Genomic DNA, 17,274 nt, shown 5'->3' on the forward strand with positions numbered 1-17,274 from the left:
CCCGACTCCCGGCTCATCCTCTGCCGTTCCTAATCCCATTCTTTCTATGAACATCGCTTCTCTCAAAGCGGCTGCAAAAGTAAGCAAGGTTTTTAATAATGCAAGCACTTTGGTAAAAATAACTACAACTATTTTGGGGTGTAAATCGCAAGTGACTGGTAATGTGAACGGAGAGTTTCAATAAATTTTTAGCGCTGCCGATTTAAACAGACAGTACACCCGCTGCCCTTTCTCCAAACACAGGCTTTTTTGTGATGCTTCCGTCACCTCTACGATGATGTTTTCGCCTACATCGACTACGCAAAATGCCAGGCCGTCTTTTAAAAATACCTCTTTCATGGTGCCTGCTACCTGGTTGCGCAGCGAGATATTTTGTACAGGCTCTTTCGATAAGGCGATGCTTTCCGGCTTGATCAGCACTTTTAGTTCCTGGTTTACCTCCACATCTTTTCCTATTGTTTGCGTGAGCGCTTGTATCTGCAGGTTGCTTTTATGGCTTTTCAGCAAAACCATATTCTTCGATTCAAGGTACTCTAATACCGATAGGTGCAATACATTATACCAGCCCGACTGGTGCATCAACTCCAGATTCTCGGGTTGATCCAACAAATCGGTGAACTTTCCGTGCCCCTGCAACTGCCCGTTTTTCAGTAGTAACAAATTATCGGTAAGACTTAAGAGATCGGGAAGATCGTGGCTTACTATTAATATAGGTAGCGAGAATTTCTGATGCACCCTGTTTAAATACGGAATTATTTCGCGGCGCAGGTTTACATCCAATGCCGAAAACGGTTCGTCCATCAACAATATTTTCGAACCACTTATAATGGCACGGCCAATTGCCGCACGTTGTTTTTCCCCTCCGGAGCATTGTTCGGGTTTCTTATTTAATAAATGTGCGATCTGCAAGGTATCGATCACCTCATCGAAAAGCTCCGGATCGGGATTCTTTTCTCCGTACAACAGGTTCTTCCTTATAGTATAGTGCGGAAAAAGTCGCTCGTCCTGAAAAACGTAACCTACCCTTCGCTGCCTGATCTTAACATTTACCTTTTTATTCGAATCGAGAAGTGTGTCGCCATTCAAACGAATATAACCTGAATCGGGGGTAACAATTCCGGCAATGGAATTCAGCAAACTTGTTTTCCCATGGCCCGATGGGCCAAAAATACCGGTAATCCCGTTTGGGATATCAGCTTTTACATCGAGTGCAAAATCTTTTCGCTGTAGTTTTATATGGAAACTCAATGCCGCGTTCATGCCGTTTTACTTTTAATTACACGTCGGTTTAAGAATTCGGCAGCAATCATTGCCAACAATGATAATATAACAGACACTACAACCAAACGCATGGTTGAAGCTTCTTGTCCCGGAACCTGCATCTCTGAAAAAATGGCTAATGGAAGTGTTTGTGTTTTTCCTTCGATGTTTCCGGCGAAGGAAATGGTTGCTCCAAATTCGCCCAGGCTTCTTGCAAACGAAAGAATGAATCCGCTGATCACTCCGGGCAATGCCAGCGGAAGTGTAATAGTGAAAAATACCCGGAGATTGGAAGCCCCCAAAGTACGGGCAGCTTCTTCCAGTTTCTGATCGACCAATTCAATGGATAAACGAATAGAGCGAGTAACCAAAGGAAACGACACAAAAATGGCTGCAATTACAGCGGCGTAAAACGAAAAAGCGATTTGAATGCCGAATGTTTCGTAAAAGAATTTACCAATCACTCCGCGGTTTCCGAAAACCAGCAATAACAAATAACCGGTGGTAATAGGCGGTAAAACCAGCGGTAAATGCAGGATTCCCTCAACTACCGATTTTCCAAAAAACCTTTTTCGTGCCAGAAACCAGCCCACGGCTATGGCCAACGGCAAGGTTATAACAGCACAAATTAGCGCTACATATAACGATAATTGTATTGCCGACCATTCACTGGCTGTATATTTAAACAATTCACTCAATCTTAAATCCGTGTTTTATCCAAATGTCTGTTGCTTCTTTCGAGGTCAGAAAATTATAAAAAAGCCTGGTTTGTTCGTTGTTTTTGTTCTTTAAAATGGAGGCATAGAATCCAATTGGTGGATGCAGCTCATCGGGAACTACGGAAACGATCTTTACTTTTTTCGATTTCAGGGCATCCGTTTTATATACAATACCCATTTCCACTTCGCCCAATTCTACCACCATTAATGCCGAGCGCACATCTTTTGCAGGAAGCATCCGGTCGGATAAAGCATCGGCATAACCACCGCCCTCGATCGCTTTCCAGGCATAGTCGCCGGCCGGCACATGTTTTGGGTCGCCTATCGACAAGCGTCCGTTAAACTGCTCCGGGAAATGATCCAAAAATGTAATGGTGTCCGTTTCACTATCGGAAGGAACAATCACCGCCATCGACGTGCCAACAACGTTCTCTTTTGATTCAGGAACAACCAGATCCAGATGAATCAGGTAATCCACCCACTTTTCGTTGGCTGAAATAAAAACTGCCGGTTGTGCTCCCTGTTCAATTTGTCGGGCAAGCGTTCCCGACGAGGCAAAATTCAACTTAATATCTATATTATTTTCAGCTTCGTATATTTCAGCCAGCTCGGCAACCACGTTTGTTAAACCGGCCCCGCTAAAAACCAACAGCTCATTCAACTGCTTTTTCTGTGCTTTTTGGGCACATCCAACCAGAAGAAAAAGCAGTACTATATATATGGTATATTTTCTTATCATTTTTCGACTGCTAAAGTTATTCATTTTGCAGAATCAACGACAAAATATTTCTTTTCACTTCGGCTCCATTCCCACAACTCCTCCTATTCATGCTAAAAGGTTAACCTGGTTTTCGTTCGTTAAAACCACCAGTATCTCAATGGCCCCTGAGAACTATCTCTTGCATTTCGCAAAAACAGCCATCCGTTTCAGGTTTACTTAACATTACAATTTTCATTATCCAACTATCAATCAGACATTTAATACCATTTTGTGTTTTTTTAATGTTGTTTCTCGAAATTTAGTTGACTTCTGCAACTAATTAATTATAGTTTTGCGACACGAAAACAAGACTTATTGATGAATTCGCAAAAGACATTAACATACCTTCTTGGACAAACCATGAAATTGGTAAAGTTTAGGTTGGGTGAAAAATTTAAAGAGAAAAAAATCGAATTGAATGCGGAACAATATATCGTTCTGCACTATATCAACGAAAACAATTCACCAACGCAACAAGATTTGGCCAATCATTTTATGCGCGACAAGTCCATTATTCTTCGCCAGATGAATACATTGATCGATCTTGACTACGTAGAACGTACGCAGGACGAAAACGATAAGCGCAAAAAAAACCTGCATTTAACAGCAAAAGGTAAAGAGTTTTTGGAACTCACCAGAGAACTGTCGGCTGAGATTTCGGAAGAATTATTAAAAGATGTTTCGGCAAAGGAACTGGCCAATTTCGAAAATGTTCTTTTTAAAATTCAGCAGAATACCGGTTTTAAAGATTGCCTGTCGGGTTGCTAACATGATATTGAAAATTAAAAATTATAGATACGAAAACATGAAAACAATTGCACAATTTACAAGCGTGGCCACAGTTGCCATTCTTTTACTTTTTTCTTCCTGTTCGAACAAACAACAGGGAAGTAACCCCATGATGGGCGGACAGGTTGCTGAGTACCTTGTACAAGAGGTTACACCGCAAAACATTACGCTTTATCAGGCTTTTCCGGCCACACTCGAAGGCGAACAAACCGTTGAGATCCGTCCCAGAGTTGCAGGTTACATTGAGAAAATTTTTGTTGACGAAGGCGACTACGTACAAAAAGGACAAGTTCTTTTTCAGTTAAATGCCAACGATATTCGTGCTCAGGTTCGATCGGCCGAAGCGCAGATAAAAGTTGCCGAATCGCAGGTAGCCACCGCAAAAATTGAATTGGAGAAAACCGAGCCGCTGGTGGAGAAAAACATTGTCAGTGCGTTTCAGCTCGAGTCGGTAAAAGCCCATTTACAATCGGCGCAGGCACAGTTGGCGCAGGCACAGGCTAATTTCGCCAATGCCAAAGCCAACCTTGAATATACCATGATAAGCAGCCCAACAAACGGCTTTATCGGAACTTTCCCGTACCGCGTTGGAAGTTTGGTAAGCAGCTCTGTTGCACAGCCACTTACCACTGTTTCGAATACATCGAGCATGCGCGCCTATTTCTCCGTTAACGAGAAAGCATTTTTGCAACTTACTAAAAATCTGGAAGGTGCTACTACCGGCGAAAAGCTGGCCAACCTGCCGGAAGTTGACCTGATTTTGCCCGATCAATCGGTTTATCCGCAAAAAGGTAAAATTGAAATTGCCAGCGGAATTGTTGATCCGCAAACCGGTGCCATTAATATGCGTGCTTCATTCCCCAATGCCGAAGGAAACCTTCGCTCGGGAGGAAGCGGAAATATACGTTTGCCCAATTACCTGAATGATGTTTTGCTTGTGCCGCAACCGGCCAGTTACGAAATTCAGGGAAAACATTTTGTTTACGTTACCAACAGCGAGAATAAAATTGTAAATACCGAAATTCAGGTAATTGCCGGCGATTTGAAAGATGTTTTTGTGGTTACCTCAGGACTTAAGGCCGGAGATAAAATTGTAGTTGAAGGAATTACAACCCTTCGAGATGGCATGCAAATTAAACCCAAATTAGCCGGACAAGCAGTAGCCAAAAGCAATGAACCTTCAAACAATTAATCATATAGAAGACAACAGTTATGTTTAGAAAATTTATAGAAAGGCCGGTACTTTCAACGGTTATTTCAATCATACTGGTTATTCTCGGAGTGCTGGGAATTACTACTTTACCCATCGAGCAGTATCCCGATATTGCTCCGCCAACCATTCGGGTATCGGCCAACTACACCGGTGCCGATGCGCAAACCGTTCTGAACAGTGTGGTTATTCCGCTCGAAGAACAGATTAACGGTGTTGAAGACATGATTTACATGAGCTCAACAGCGAGCAACAACGGATCGGGTACAATTCAGGTGTACTTTAAACAAGGAACCGATCCGGATATGGCATCCGTTAACGTTCAAAACCGTGTGGCACGTGCCAATGCACTGCTGCCGGCTGAAGTTACGCGTGCCGGAGTGCTTACTGCCAAGCGCCAGAACAACATGTTAATGGTATTTTCGCTTTACAGTAAAGATGGAAGATACGACGAAACTTTCCTTCAGAACTATTCGAAAATTAACCTGCTGCCACAAGTACAACGTATTAACGGTGTAGGCGAAGCCATGGTATTCGGCCGCAAAGATTACTCGATGCGTATTTGGTTAAAACCGGATATCATGTCGAACTATAACTTAATACCTGCCGATGTGGTTGCTGCACTAAATGCACAAAACCTGGAGGCAGCTCCCGGACGTTTTGGTAGCGAAAATGGTCAGAGTTTCGAGTATGTTATTCGCTATCGTGGAAAACTTACACAACCCGAAGAGTTCGAAAACATTGTAATAAAATCGGATGAAGACGGGAATATTTTACGGCTTGGAGATGTAGCCCGCGTTGAATTTGGCTCGCTGGATTACACTGCAATGACACAAACCCAGGGACAACCGGGTATTAGTATGGCGATTTTTCAATCGGCCGGATCGAACGCCCGCGAAGTAATTCTGGAAATCGAACGTACACTGGAAGAAGCGTCCAAGTCATTTCCTCCGGGAGTTGATTATATGGAGCTCATGAATACCAACGAATTCCTCGATGCCTCGATCGAAAAAGTACTGCACACCTTACTCGAGGCTTTTGTGCTGGTATTTATCGTTGTTTTTGTGTTCCTGCAAAATTTCAGGGCAACACTTATTCCGGCAATCGCCGTTCCTGTATCCATTATTGGTACTTTCTTCTTCCTGAATTTATTTGGCTTTACCATAAACTTACTTACCCTGTTTGCGCTGGTGCTCGCCATTGGTATTGTGGTCGACGATGCCATTGTGGTGGTGGAAGCGGTTCACGCCAAACTCGACTCGGGGGCACGAAGTGCTAAAAACGCTGCTATTTCGGCGATGAACGAAATTTCTACAGCCATTATTTCGATTACACTGGTAATGGCGGCGGTGTTTATTCCGGTAACATTTATAACCGGAACCACCGGAGTGTTTTACAAGCAATTTGGAATAACACTTACGGTAGCCATTATACTTTCAGCTGTTAATGCGCTTACACTCAGCCCGGCGTTGTGTGCGCTGTTCCTAAAACCACACAGCGAAGAAGAAAAAGAAAAGAAGGGGGTAATGAAACGCTTTTATATTGCATTTAACACCGCATTTGAAAGCATGACCGGAAAATACAAAAAGGTAACTCACTTCTTTATCAACAAAAAATTAGTGGCCGGAACCTTGATTATAATTTTTGTTGCTCTTCTTGGTTACCTTATGAAAACAACCTCAACAGGCTTTGTTCCGTCCGAAGACACAGGGCGGATGTTTGTTGATATCGCCATGCCTCCGGCTTCTTCATCAGAAAGAACAGCAGAAGTTGCAAAACAAGTTGATGCCCTTTTAGAAACAATACCGGAAATTAACGGACGGACAGTTGTAACAGGATTTTCATTTATGGGCGGACAAGGAAGTCCGTATGCGATGGTAATTGCAGGACTAAAACCTTTTAACGAACGAAAAGGCGAAGGACAGGATTTGAACAGTGTTGTGCAGAAATTGTACATGCTTACTTCGCAAATCAAAGGTGCCCGTATTATTATCTTCTCACCACCAATGGTTCCAGGATTTAGTGTTACCGGCGGTTTCGAATTACAACTGGAAGATAAAACCGGTGGCGATATTCACGACTTTGAAAAAGTGGCCAATAATTTCCTAGGCGCATTAAATCAACGTCCCGAAATTCAATATGCACGTACTGCTTTTAATACCAACTTCCCGCAATACCGTATTGATGTTGATGCGGCCCGCTGTATGCGCTCCGGGTTACAGGTAAGCTCAGTGCTTTCGGCTATGCAAGGCTACATTGGTGGCTATTATGCATCCGATTTTAACCGCTTTGGTAAACAATACCGGGTTATGGTACAATCAGAAGCCAAATACCGCGGAAACCCTGAAGATTTAAACACGATTAAAGTACGCACTGCAACCGGCGAAATGGCTCCTATTTCGGAATTCATTACACTTACAAGAGTGTATGGCCCCGAAACAATTAACCGTTTTAATATGTACACCGCAATTTCGGTAAACGGCAGCCCAAATCCCGGTTATAGCTCCGGAGACGCCATTGATGCCGTACGCGAAGTAGCTGCCGAAATGTTACCAACCGGCTATGCTTACGAATTCTCGGGGCTTACCCGCGAAGAAGTTAGTGCAGGTAACCAAACCATCATCATCTTTATTTTAAGTTTGATTTTTGTGTACTTCTTGCTGGCAGCACAGTACGAGAGTTACATTATGCCGCTATCGATTATTGTGTCGTTACCCATTGGTATTGCCGGCTCGTTTATTTTCGCCCGCATTTTGGGCGTTGAAAACAACATTTACCTGCAAATTTCGCTGGTAATGCTTATCGGGCTTCTGGCCAAAAATGCCATTCTGATTGTGGAGTTTGCCCGGCAACGACGGGAATCGGGCATGTCGATTATTGAGGCTGCCGTTGAAGGTGCCACTGCCCGACTTCGCCCGATTTTGATGACATCCTTCGCATTTATTGTAGGATTAATTCCGCTGGTTATCGGAACAGGAGTTGGTGCCAACGGTAACCGCTCCATCGGGACCGGCGCTGTGGGTGGTATGCTGATTGGTACGCTGATTGGAATTTTGGTTATTCCGGCCATGTTCGTGGTTTTCCAGATTTTGGAAGAAAAAGTAACAAAACCGAAGGAGCAACAAGAAATTTCAGAAATGAACAGTTTGGATTAATCCGCTAGAAAAGATTAGATATGAAGACAAATTCAATAAAAAACATACTACTTATTGCCCTTGTTTCGGTATTGATTGTTTCGTGTAGTACAACCAATCAATACCAGCGCAGCCAGGATTCAACCGACGGATTATACGGAGCAGCAAAAACGGCCGAAAGCAACCTGGCAAACGAAAGCTGGCAAAACCTGTTTAACGACCCGATTTTGGACAGTTTAATCGCCGAAGGATTGAGAAACAACTTTGATTTGCAGGCTGCGGTTCAGCGCGTTGTTGCTGCCGAGTCGAATTTCTTACAAAGCAAAGCAGCACTGGCCCCCTCGCTAACGGGGCAAGCCGGACATACTTACGTTAAAAACTCAGAATCAACCACTCCTAATGGACCGGACCATTACAACGCATCGCAAATAGCGTTGCAAAGTAGCTGGGAAATCGACTTCTGGGGAAAACTGAGCAACGCCAAAAAATCGGCCTACGCCAATTACCTGGCTACCGATGCAGCAAAAAAAGCAGTGCAAACACGACTGATTGCCAATATTGCTTCGGTGTATTACCGCTTACTGGCACTCGACGCGAACCTTGAAATTACAAAGGCCACGGTTAAAAACAGTGCCGAACTGGTTGAAACCATAAAAGCATTAAAAGAAAGTGGCAGCGTTACCGGAGCGGCAGTAGTACAAAGTGAAGCTGCACGTTACGCAGCAGAAGTTACCATTCCCGACATCGAACAGCAAATACGTGAAAACGAAAATACACTTTGTATTCTGTTGGGCCGAACTCCGGGAAAAGTAAAACGCGGCAAACTGCAAGAGCAGCAGGCGCACGAACTGTTGGAAGTTGGTGTTCCGGCCGAATTGTTAGATAAGCGCCCCGATGTAATGCAAGCCGAGTACAACGTTATAAGTGCTTACCACATAACCAACAGCGCGAAAGCTTACTTTTACCCGTCGGTAACACTTACCGCAAGTGCAGGTTTGGAATCGCTGGAGTTTGAAGATTTGTTTGATCCGGCATCGTTTGCCGCCAATATTGTGGGAGGTTTAGTTCAACCAATTTTTAACAAGCGGGCCAACAAAACACGTTTAGAAGTTGCCAAAGCACAACAGGAAGAAGCTTTGTTAAATTTCAAAAGTACATTATTGAATGCAGGTGCCGAAGTGAACGATGCCCTTAGCATGTACGATGCATCGATGCAAAAGATAGAGCTGCGCAACAAACAATTGGATGCCCTGGAAAAATCGGTTGATTACACCAAAGAGTTGCTGATTTACGGTTCGGCAACTTACACCGAAGTTTTGAATGCACAGCAAAGTTTGCTGAATGCACAATTGAGCGATGTTAACGACCAGGTTCAGCAACTGAATGCGGTGGTTTCGCTGTATCGCGCATTAGGCGGTGGTTGGCAATAAAATTTGTAAAACAAGTAGATTCATAACCTGAAGGGGGTCGTCCGGAAACGGATGGCCCTTTTTCTGTTAGTCTATTGCAAATCATTGTTAAATCTGGTTCAACATTTATTGACTCACCCTCATTGTGCCTCGCTATTGTAGTTACCCTCTATACACAAATATTTTACGCCTTATCTTCGACAAAAGGCTTGTATATGAGGCGCATGACACGTTTCATTTTCAATGTACTTTTGCATTTGCGCCTTTTCTAATACTTAACATTAACCCCGGGCGACACTTTCCGCCATCCGGCGGTTCGTTTGCCCGGGGCTAAATTACTGCGGACTTTCAGCCCTATATTATATTTGTTGGATTGTAGCCTAAGAAGAGCGCTGAAAGTGCGATTTATTACAGCCCAGGGCAAGATAATTTGATTTAAATCGTCCAGCGAAGAATAAATGATCGAAGTTAATTGGTTCTTCCGGACGAAATTTAACGGCAATTTCCATAAAATTATGTGAAAAGAAATGTATATTCTTGCAGTTAAAGGGGAGCACTTTGTTAAGTAAACGGAATCAAGTATCCCGAATCACCCCATTCCAACATTCTAATATTCCAATACTCAAACATTCTAACACTCCTAAAGCCGGTTTTCCCAAAAGAAATTATTGGGTTCGCATTCTTTAAATCCGGCTTTGCGGTAAAGGTTTTGGGCTTTAATATTATCATGTCGCACCTCCAGGTTTATCCGGCAGTAGCCATTTTCTTCGGCAAATTTCTCAATGCCTTTTAACAGAAACAGGCCAACTCCCTGTTGGCGGAAACCGGGAGATACAATTAAATCGTGAATATTGATTAGTGGACTCGCTTTCCAGGTAGAAAAATTGAGGTTACAATTGGCAAGCCCTGCAAAATTGTCGCCAATACAAACAAAAAAGCCCATGTACGCCACATGTCGTTTCAGGCCTTCAATAATTTTTGGGCCAAGTCCTTCGGGCATCGGTTCGCGAATTCCCATTTCATCTTCCATGTAATCATTTAAAAGATGAAGCACTTGCTTGCAATGAACGGGATTTTGCAAATCAACTTGAATGAGTTTTTTTTCCATTTTCAATGCGTTAATGCTTCAATGCGTTAATGGTTCAATGCGTTAATGGTTTAATGGTTAAAATTAGTCATTTTGTATTCAACATTCTAATCCTCCGATATTCAAATATTGCATCAAGCCTTGTACTGCTTTACATCAGTTTCATTCTTATCGGGAGCATGCCACACATTTGCCAAACAAAACAAACAAGCGTAAGCCTTAGTCTTTTTAACACCCCCAATCGCATTTATTCCTTATCCTGAAAACCATTCAATTATATAATTTATCGAAAACACTCTTCATCGTTATTCGAATAATTGATTGGGATTGAATTTAGAATTCATTCAAAAACTGTATTTTCGTTTTTTATTCTAATAATTCAATAAAGTGTCAAAGAATTTAGTAATCATTCCAACATACAATGAAAAGGAGAATGTTGAAAAGATGATCCGCAAGGTCTTCTCTTTGGAAATGCCTTTTCATTTGCTGATTGTAGAAGATAATTCGCCTGATGGAACTGCCGAAATTGTAAAAGGCCTGATGAAAGAGTTTCCCGACAAACTCCATATTTTGGAAAGAAAAGGGAAACTGGGTTTGGGCACAGCCTACATTTCAGGCTTTAAGTGGGCGCTGGAAAGAGATTACCAAGCGATTTGCGAAATGGACTGCGACTTTTCGCACAATCCCGATGATTTGCTAAGGCTTTTTGATGCCATTGGACATGGTGCCGATGTGGCTGTTGGTTCGCGCTATATTACCGGAATAAATGTGGTAAACTGGCCGCTTGGCCGTGTACTGATGTCGTATTTTGCATCGATGTATGTGCGTATTGTTACCGGCATGAATGTGCGCGACACTACCGCTGGTTTTGTTTGCTGGAAACGGGAAGTACTGGAAACCATCGACCTCGACAAAATAAAACTGATTGGCTACGGATTTCAGATTGAAATGAAATTTACAGCCCACAAATTTGGATTTAACATCAAGGAAGTTTCCATTGTGTTTACCGATCGCCAGGAAGGAACATCGAAAATGAGCGGTGGTATTTTTAACGAAGCACTTTGGGGCGTTTTAAAAATGAAGTTAATCAGCTTTGTTCGAAAATACGAAAGGAAAAATTAAGGATTAATGATGAAGGCTTAAGGATAATTCAAGGCTGCCACGTGCAGTCTTTTTTGTGCGTACAATTCTCCCCCAATGTGAACAATGAGCAACAAACAACGTTTGACAAAGGGTTACCGAAATTTCGTGGCGTACAGACAAGAAGGGTTTCGGCGTATTTTAGTAACTTTGTTATAAATCAAAAACCGAGGGGAAATGAGAACACTGATTAAAGACGCAACGATAGTAAACGAAGGATTAAAATTTAAAGGAAGTGTTTTAATTGATGGTGAAAAAATAGAAAAAGTCTTTCCTCACACGGTTCCCGCCGATTTTGATACCAGCCACACCGAAGTTATTGATGCTACAGGGCTTTTGCTGATTCCCGGAGTAATTGACGACCAGGTACATTTTCGTGAGCCAGGATTAACCCACAAAGGCGAAATTGCCACCGAAAGCAAAGCTGCGGCAGCCGGTGGAGTTACCACTTACATGGAAATGCCCAACACCAATCCGCAAGCCGTTACGCAGGAAGAATTGCAGAAAAAATTCGACCGGGCTGCTGAAGTTTCGGCAGTTAATTATTCGTTTTACATGGGTGCCACCAACGATAATTTGCCCGAAGTGCTGAGAACCGACCCTACAAAAGTGTGTGGGATTAAAGTTTTTATGGGCTCTTCAACCGGAAATATGTTGGTTGACGATGATAAAACGCTGTCTGAAATTTTTAAAAATGCCCCAACACTGGTTGCTACCCATTGCGAAGACGAAGCAACAATAAAAGCCAATACCGAAATTGCCCGCCATCGATATGGCGAAAACGTTCCTATTTCGCGCCACTGCCACATACGCAGCGACGAGGCCTGTTATAAATCGTCGTCGAAAGCGGTTGAACTGGCCTCGAAATTCGATACACGCTTGCATATTCTCCATCTTTCGTCGGCAAAAGAGATGAGCCTTTTTTCGCCTGGAAAAGTTAGCGATAAAAAAATTACCGCCGAAGTTTGTGTGCATCACCTGTGGTTCGACGAGCGCGACTACATCGATTACGGCACCCGCATAAAATGGAATCCGGCAGTAAAATGCGAAAAAGACAAAGTAGCACTTTGGGAAGCCCTGCTGGCCGATAAAATTGACGTGATTGCCACCGACCATGCGCCACATACCCTGGAGGAAAAAAATAACTCGTATTTTAAAGCGCCATCGGGCGGGCCACTGGTTCAGCATTCGCTGGTTGCCATGCTCGAACTGAGCAAAAAAGGATTTATTACCATAGAAAAAGTGATTGAAAAAATGTGCCATACTCCGGCCGATCTCTTCCGGGTAAACAAGCGGGGATACATTCGCGAAGGGTATTTTGCCGACCTTGTTTTGGTTGATCCGAACAAAAGCTGGATTGTGGCTCCCGAGAATATTTTGTACAAATGTGGCTGGGCGCCGTTCGAGCGAACCGAGTTTTCGAACCAGGTAGTAAGCACTTTTGTAAACGGACTGAAGGTTTACCACAATAACCGGATTATTCACCCAAATTACGGGCAGGCAGTTACGTTTAATCTATAGTCCGTAGAATCGTTCTAAAATATTCCACCACATAAACCTATTTCGAAATTATACGTTTATGGCTGTACGACTTATTCGTTAAATAGGTCACACATTCATAAGGTGGTTTCTTCATTGGAATCACCTTATTCCGTTTACGAATTTTCTTTTCTGCCTAATTCAGTATAACCTGCTTAAAAACGCTACTCTTCCAGCATTTTCAGCGGTAATTCTTTGGTGGCTTTGGCACCCAGCTTTTTAATATTCTCGGCACGACGCACCAGGTTGCCCGCGCCAGTGTGTAGTTTATTAACAGCCAAATCGTAGGTTTTCTGAGTGGTTGACAGGTTTTTTCCTATGGTTTCCATATCGGTAATAAAGCCCACAAATTTATCGTAAAGCGCCCCACCCTGTTTGGCAATTTCAATGGCGTTACGGGTTTGGTTTTCCTGCTGCCAGATGGAGGAGATGGTGCGCAGCGTTGCCAGCAAAGTTGATGGACTTACGATTACCACTTTCTGATCCCAGGCATAAGTAAACAACTCCTGGTCTTCCTGAATTGCCACACCAAACGACGCTTCGATTGGAATAAACAGCAACACAAAATCGGGCGAATTTAACATGCTGCCCGTTTGATAATGTTTTTCGCTCAAGCCTTTAATATGAGTTCTTAAACTCAAAAGATGTTCTTTTACAAACTTCACCCGTTCCTCATCGCTTTCGGCATTAACGGCGCGTTCGTAAGCGATCATCGAAACTTTCGAATCAACAATAATATGTTTGTTATCCGGCAGGTTGATTACAATATCGGGCTGAATTCGTTTGCCGTCCTCAGTAGTATCGCTGAATTGTTTTTGGTAGCCCTGTTCTCCTTCGTTCAACCCTGATCGCTCAAGGATACGTTCCAAAACCACTTCGCCCCAGTTTCCTTGTTTTTTCACATCACCTTTCAGCGCTTTGGTCAGGTTGTTGGCCTCTTCGCTAATTTTGTTGTTCAGGTCGTAAAGTTTTTTTAGCTCAGCTTTCAGGTCAGTCTGGTCTTTTAAACCTTGTTTGTAGGTATCGTCAACTTTTTTCTCAAACAGCTGAATCTTTTCTTTCAAGGGGTTTAATACCTCGCTGATATTTTTCTGGTTGGCGGCGGTAAATTTCTCGCTGTTTTTCTCCAGAATTTTATTGGCTACATTTTCAAACTCCACTGTTAGTTTCTTCTGAATTTTTTCCAGTTCCTCTTTCTGCTCGTTTAATTTTTGCTCCTGATTTTCAAACTGCACTCTGGCATTCTCGAGACGCACATTCAACACCATGTTTTCTTCGCGGTAATCATGCAACTCGCTTTTCCACTCATCGGCTTCGGTTTTCAGCGCATTGTAACGCTCCTGCCAAACCAGCCCCTGTTTTTCAATTTCAGCTTTTTGTGCCAAAAACTCACTTTCCTTTTCAAAAAGCAATTTGCCGGCATCGGCCTGCCCACTTTGCGCTTGCAATTTCAGAAACATAAATGCCACAATTCCGCCAACAACCACTCCTGCAACCAGATAAATAATTTCCATTTTGATTTTATTTGAGTCTTAAAAATACAAAAATGCAAAGAAGCCCAAGGGCTGACGATAAAAATGGTTTATGGAATTTTCAGGGCAGTTAATTTTTCTATTTTTAGGAGAAAATTACACGCATTTTATGGAGGTTAAAATTGAAGAAGGCTGGAGAAAACAGTTAAAAGAAGAGTTTGAAAAGGATTATTTTTCGGAGTTAAGCGCGTTTGTTCGTAACGAATATAAAACACAGCGGATTTATCCTCCCGGTAAGTTGATTTTTAACGCGTTCGATAAGTGCCCCTTTGAAAAACTAAAGGTAGTAATCATCGGTCAGGATCCGTATCACGGACCGGGGCAGGCACACGGACTTTGCTTTTCGGTGAACGAGGGCATAAAATTTCCTCCAAGTTTGCGTAATATTTTTAAAGAGCTGAACAGCGATGTGGGTAAACCCATTCCGGAGAGTGGCGATTTAACGGATTGGGCAAGGCAGGGCATTTTATTAATAAATGCCACTTTAACGGTTCGTGCGCATCAGGCAGCTTCGCACCAGAAAAAAGGTTGGGAGCAATTTACCGATGCCGTAATTAAAAAAATAAGTGCAGAGAAAGAAAATGTGGTTTTCCTGCTATGGGGAAACTATGCCATTAGCAAAAGTAAATTTATCGACCAGGAGAAACATTTTGTGTTAACATCGGTGCATCCTTCGCCGCTTTCGGCAAGCCGCGGATTTTTTGGCAACAAACATTTTAGCCGCACCAACGAATTTCTGGTTTCAAAAGGACTGGAACCGATAAAGTGGTAAAAACCAAAGGCTCCGATCCCTTCGAGTGATCGGAGCCTTTTATTCTGCTTAAAAACCGCAAATCCTTACCACTTATAAACAATGGAATTGATGTTCATTCCGGCACCCACCGAGCAGAAAATGGTGTAGTCGCCTTCATTCACTTCATGGCCTTCCATTTTTCCTTTGGCTACCAAATCAACCAATGTTGGTACGGTTGCCGTTGACGAGTTCCCCAACTTATTAATACTCATTGGCATAATTCCTTCGGGCACTTCTTTCTGGCCGTACAACTTTAATACACCGGCAAGAATGGCCTCATCCATTTTTTCGTTGGCCTGATGAATAAATATCTTTTTTATGTCGGACAAATCCAGACCTGCTTTTTCGATGCTGTCTTTTACAACTCCCGGCACTGTTGTAATGGCATAAACGTACAACTTACGGCCATCCATTTTAATAAACAACTCATCGCCTTCATAATCCGGATTGCTTGATTCTCCGAAAATCAGCAGATTGGCATATTTAACCGAATCTGAACGGCTTGAGTGAGACAGGATTCCAACAGGCTCTTCGCTTTCAACGGCTTCAACAACAGTTGCTCCTGCACCATCGGCATAAATCATTGAATCGCGATCGTGCGGATCGGAAATACGCGATAGCGCATCGGCTCCAACAACAACACCGCGTTTTGCCATGCCACTTTTAATGTAGGCGTTGGCGGTTATCATTCCTTGTGTCCATCCCGGGCAGCCCGATATAACATCGTGGCAAAAACAAGCCGGATTTTTAATCTTCAGCTTCATTTTAACCTTGTTGGCTAAACTTGGCAGCGCATCGGTTCTGAAACTACCATCCGGGATATCGCCAAAATTATGGCATACAATAATAAAATCGAGGCTCTCCATCGAAACTTCGGCCGTTTTACAGGCATCTGCAATTGCCGATGCTGCAATATCCGATGTTACCAAATTGCTTTCCATGTAGCGGCGTTCTTCAATATTGGTAATCTCTTTTAACTTCTGAATAATCTCCTCATTACTTTTATCCTCAATCTTTTTCTTCGAAGGAGTATAAAACTCATTATTCAAAAAGTGTGTATTCTTGATTATTTGAGTTGGAAGCGCGCTTCCGGTACCAATAATTCTTGTATAAGTTTGCTTTGCCATAATCCTTTATTAAGCTTTCACTCTGTCTTTATATGTCTTTAATTCAAATTTTTCACCATCAAAAACACCATACGAGAATGATTTTATCCAATCGCCAAGCAGCACAAATCGGGTTTTTTCATTCATCTTTTCATTCACCAACTGATGTCGATGGCCCATTATAAAATAATCAATTGGATTTGTTGCTAAAAAATCCGCGGCAAATTTATACATTCCATCCCTATTTGCCATAAAATCATCGTCATAATCCGCATTTGATAACCTACTGGATGCAGACCACTTATGTGCAATATTGAATGCAAAATTAGGGTGCAACCTCGAAAAAAACCACCGCAGGGTGTTATTGGTGAAGATCTTTTTCAGAAAAATGTAGCCTTTATCCGAAGCATCGAGACCATCGCCATGTGCCAGAAAAAATCGTTTTCCGTGTATTTCGCGTATGATATAATCGTGATGAACTTTAATTCCTGTTTCTTCGGCCAGGTAATCGCACACCCACATATCGTGGTTTCCGGTAAAAAAATGCACCGGAATTCCTTTGTCGGTAAGATCGGCAAGCCGGCCCAGAATACGTGTAAAACCGCGGGGAACAACCTTTTTGTATTCGTACCAGAAATCGAAAATATCGCCCATCAGATACAACTCTTCAACATCATCACTAATATCGTCGAGCCACGACGCGAATAATAACTCACGCTCCCGGTTGTTATTCAATGCCGGTGCACCAAGATGTACATCGGAAATGAAATATATTTTCCGTTTTTGTGCCAAATTA

At 42.7% G+C, this 17,274-nt stretch carries 15 protein-coding genes; 8 read left to right on the forward strand and 7 right to left on the reverse strand.

Annotation, left to right across the window (positions count from 1 at the left end):
- Positions 1–184, forward strand: a 184-nt coding sequence (locus BMW53_RS21170) for a hypothetical protein (protein WP_217642998.1), incomplete at its 5' end; no start/stop codon positions are given.
- Here BMW53_RS21170 and modC read toward each other — a convergent pair.
- From modC to modA, 3 genes are read right to left on the reverse strand one after another with little or no spacing between them, the layout of a single operon-like run.
- Positions 178–1,260: a molybdenum ABC transporter ATP-binding protein gene (gene modC / locus BMW53_RS18575; RefSeq protein ID WP_051567822.1), complete on the reverse strand. Its 1,083-nt coding sequence runs from the start codon at positions 1,258–1,260 to the stop codon at positions 178–180. The genes BMW53_RS21170 and modC overlap by 7 nt on opposite strands.
- Positions 1,257–1,949: a molybdate ABC transporter permease subunit gene (gene modB, locus BMW53_RS18580; RefSeq protein ID WP_217643000.1), complete on the reverse strand. Its 693-nt coding sequence runs from the start codon at positions 1,947–1,949 to the stop codon at positions 1,257–1,259. The genes modC and modB overlap by 4 nt, the downstream gene beginning before the upstream one ends.
- Before the next feature lies 1 nt (position 1,950).
- Complete coding sequence (gene modA, locus BMW53_RS18585; protein WP_074781111.1) at positions 1,951–2,718, reverse strand: molybdate ABC transporter substrate-binding protein; 768 nt, start codon at positions 2,716–2,718, stop codon at positions 1,951–1,953.
- Positions 2,719–3,057: 339 nt separating this feature from the next.
- Between modA and BMW53_RS18590 the strand changes: the two genes are divergently transcribed.
- From BMW53_RS18590 to BMW53_RS18605, 4 genes are read left to right on the forward strand one after another with little or no spacing between them, the layout of a single operon-like run.
- Positions 3,058–3,507, forward strand: coding sequence for a MarR family winged helix-turn-helix transcriptional regulator (locus BMW53_RS18590; RefSeq protein WP_038558406.1), 450 nt, complete (start codon positions 3,058–3,060; stop codon positions 3,505–3,507).
- 37 nt (positions 3,508–3,544) lie between these two features.
- Complete coding sequence (locus tag BMW53_RS18595; protein WP_168136409.1) at positions 3,545–4,720, forward strand: efflux RND transporter periplasmic adaptor subunit; 1,176 nt, start codon at positions 3,545–3,547, stop codon at positions 4,718–4,720.
- A gap of 20 nt (positions 4,721–4,740) precedes the next feature.
- Positions 4,741–7,893, forward strand: coding sequence for an efflux RND transporter permease subunit (locus BMW53_RS18600; protein ID WP_038558405.1), 3,153 nt, complete (start codon positions 4,741–4,743; stop codon positions 7,891–7,893).
- A 20-nt stretch (positions 7,894–7,913) separates the two neighbouring features.
- Entirely contained in the window at positions 7,914–9,302 is a 1,389-nt protein-coding gene (locus tag BMW53_RS18605) for an efflux transporter outer membrane subunit (RefSeq protein WP_038558403.1), read from the forward strand.
- Between the two features lie 619 nt (positions 9,303–9,921).
- On the opposite strand, the gene BMW53_RS18610 is transcribed toward BMW53_RS18605, so the two are convergent.
- A complete protein-coding gene (locus BMW53_RS18610; RefSeq protein WP_038558401.1) occupies positions 9,922–10,389 on the reverse strand; it encodes a GNAT family N-acetyltransferase in 468 nt (155 codons plus the stop codon).
- A 366-nt stretch (positions 10,390–10,755) separates the two neighbouring features.
- On the opposite strand from BMW53_RS18610, the gene BMW53_RS18615 reads away from it, so the two are divergent.
- Positions 10,756–11,490, forward strand: a complete 735-nt coding sequence (locus tag BMW53_RS18615; RefSeq protein ID WP_038558399.1) for a polyprenol monophosphomannose synthase — start codon at positions 10,756–10,758, stop codon at positions 11,488–11,490.
- Between the two features lie 195 nt (positions 11,491–11,685).
- Entirely contained in the window at positions 11,686–13,029 is a 1,344-nt protein-coding gene (locus BMW53_RS18620; RefSeq protein ID WP_038558397.1) for a dihydroorotase, read from the forward strand.
- Between the two features lie 182 nt (positions 13,030–13,211).
- On the opposite strand, the gene BMW53_RS18625 is transcribed toward BMW53_RS18620, so the two are convergent.
- Positions 13,212–14,561 carry a DNA recombination protein RmuC gene (locus BMW53_RS18625; protein WP_038558395.1) on the reverse strand — a complete coding sequence of 450 codons (1,350 nt, stop codon included), beginning with the start codon at positions 14,559–14,561 and terminating at the stop codon, positions 13,212–13,214.
- A 70-nt stretch (positions 14,562–14,631) separates the two neighbouring features.
- On the opposite strand from BMW53_RS18625, the gene BMW53_RS18630 reads away from it, so the two are divergent.
- On the forward strand, positions 14,632–15,351 hold the full coding sequence (locus BMW53_RS18630) for a uracil-DNA glycosylase (protein WP_306453022.1): 720 nt from the start codon (positions 14,632–14,634) through the stop codon (positions 15,349–15,351).
- Positions 15,352–15,416: 65 nt separating this feature from the next.
- Here BMW53_RS18630 and BMW53_RS18635 read toward each other — a convergent pair whose 3' ends face one another.
- Positions 15,417–16,499, reverse strand: a complete 1,083-nt coding sequence (locus BMW53_RS18635) for a 3-oxoacyl-ACP synthase III family protein (protein ID WP_038558391.1) — start codon at positions 16,497–16,499, stop codon at positions 15,417–15,419.
- 9 nt (positions 16,500–16,508) lie between these two features.
- A complete protein-coding gene (locus BMW53_RS18640) occupies positions 16,509–17,270 on the reverse strand; it encodes a UDP-2,3-diacylglucosamine diphosphatase (protein ID WP_038558389.1) in 762 nt (253 codons plus the stop codon).
- Positions 17,271–17,274 lie beyond the last annotated feature (4 nt).

This window comes from Draconibacterium orientale (genome assembly GCF_900111425.1).
GTDB classification, from domain to species: Bacteria; Bacteroidota; Bacteroidia; order Bacteroidales; family Prolixibacteraceae; genus Draconibacterium; species Draconibacterium orientale.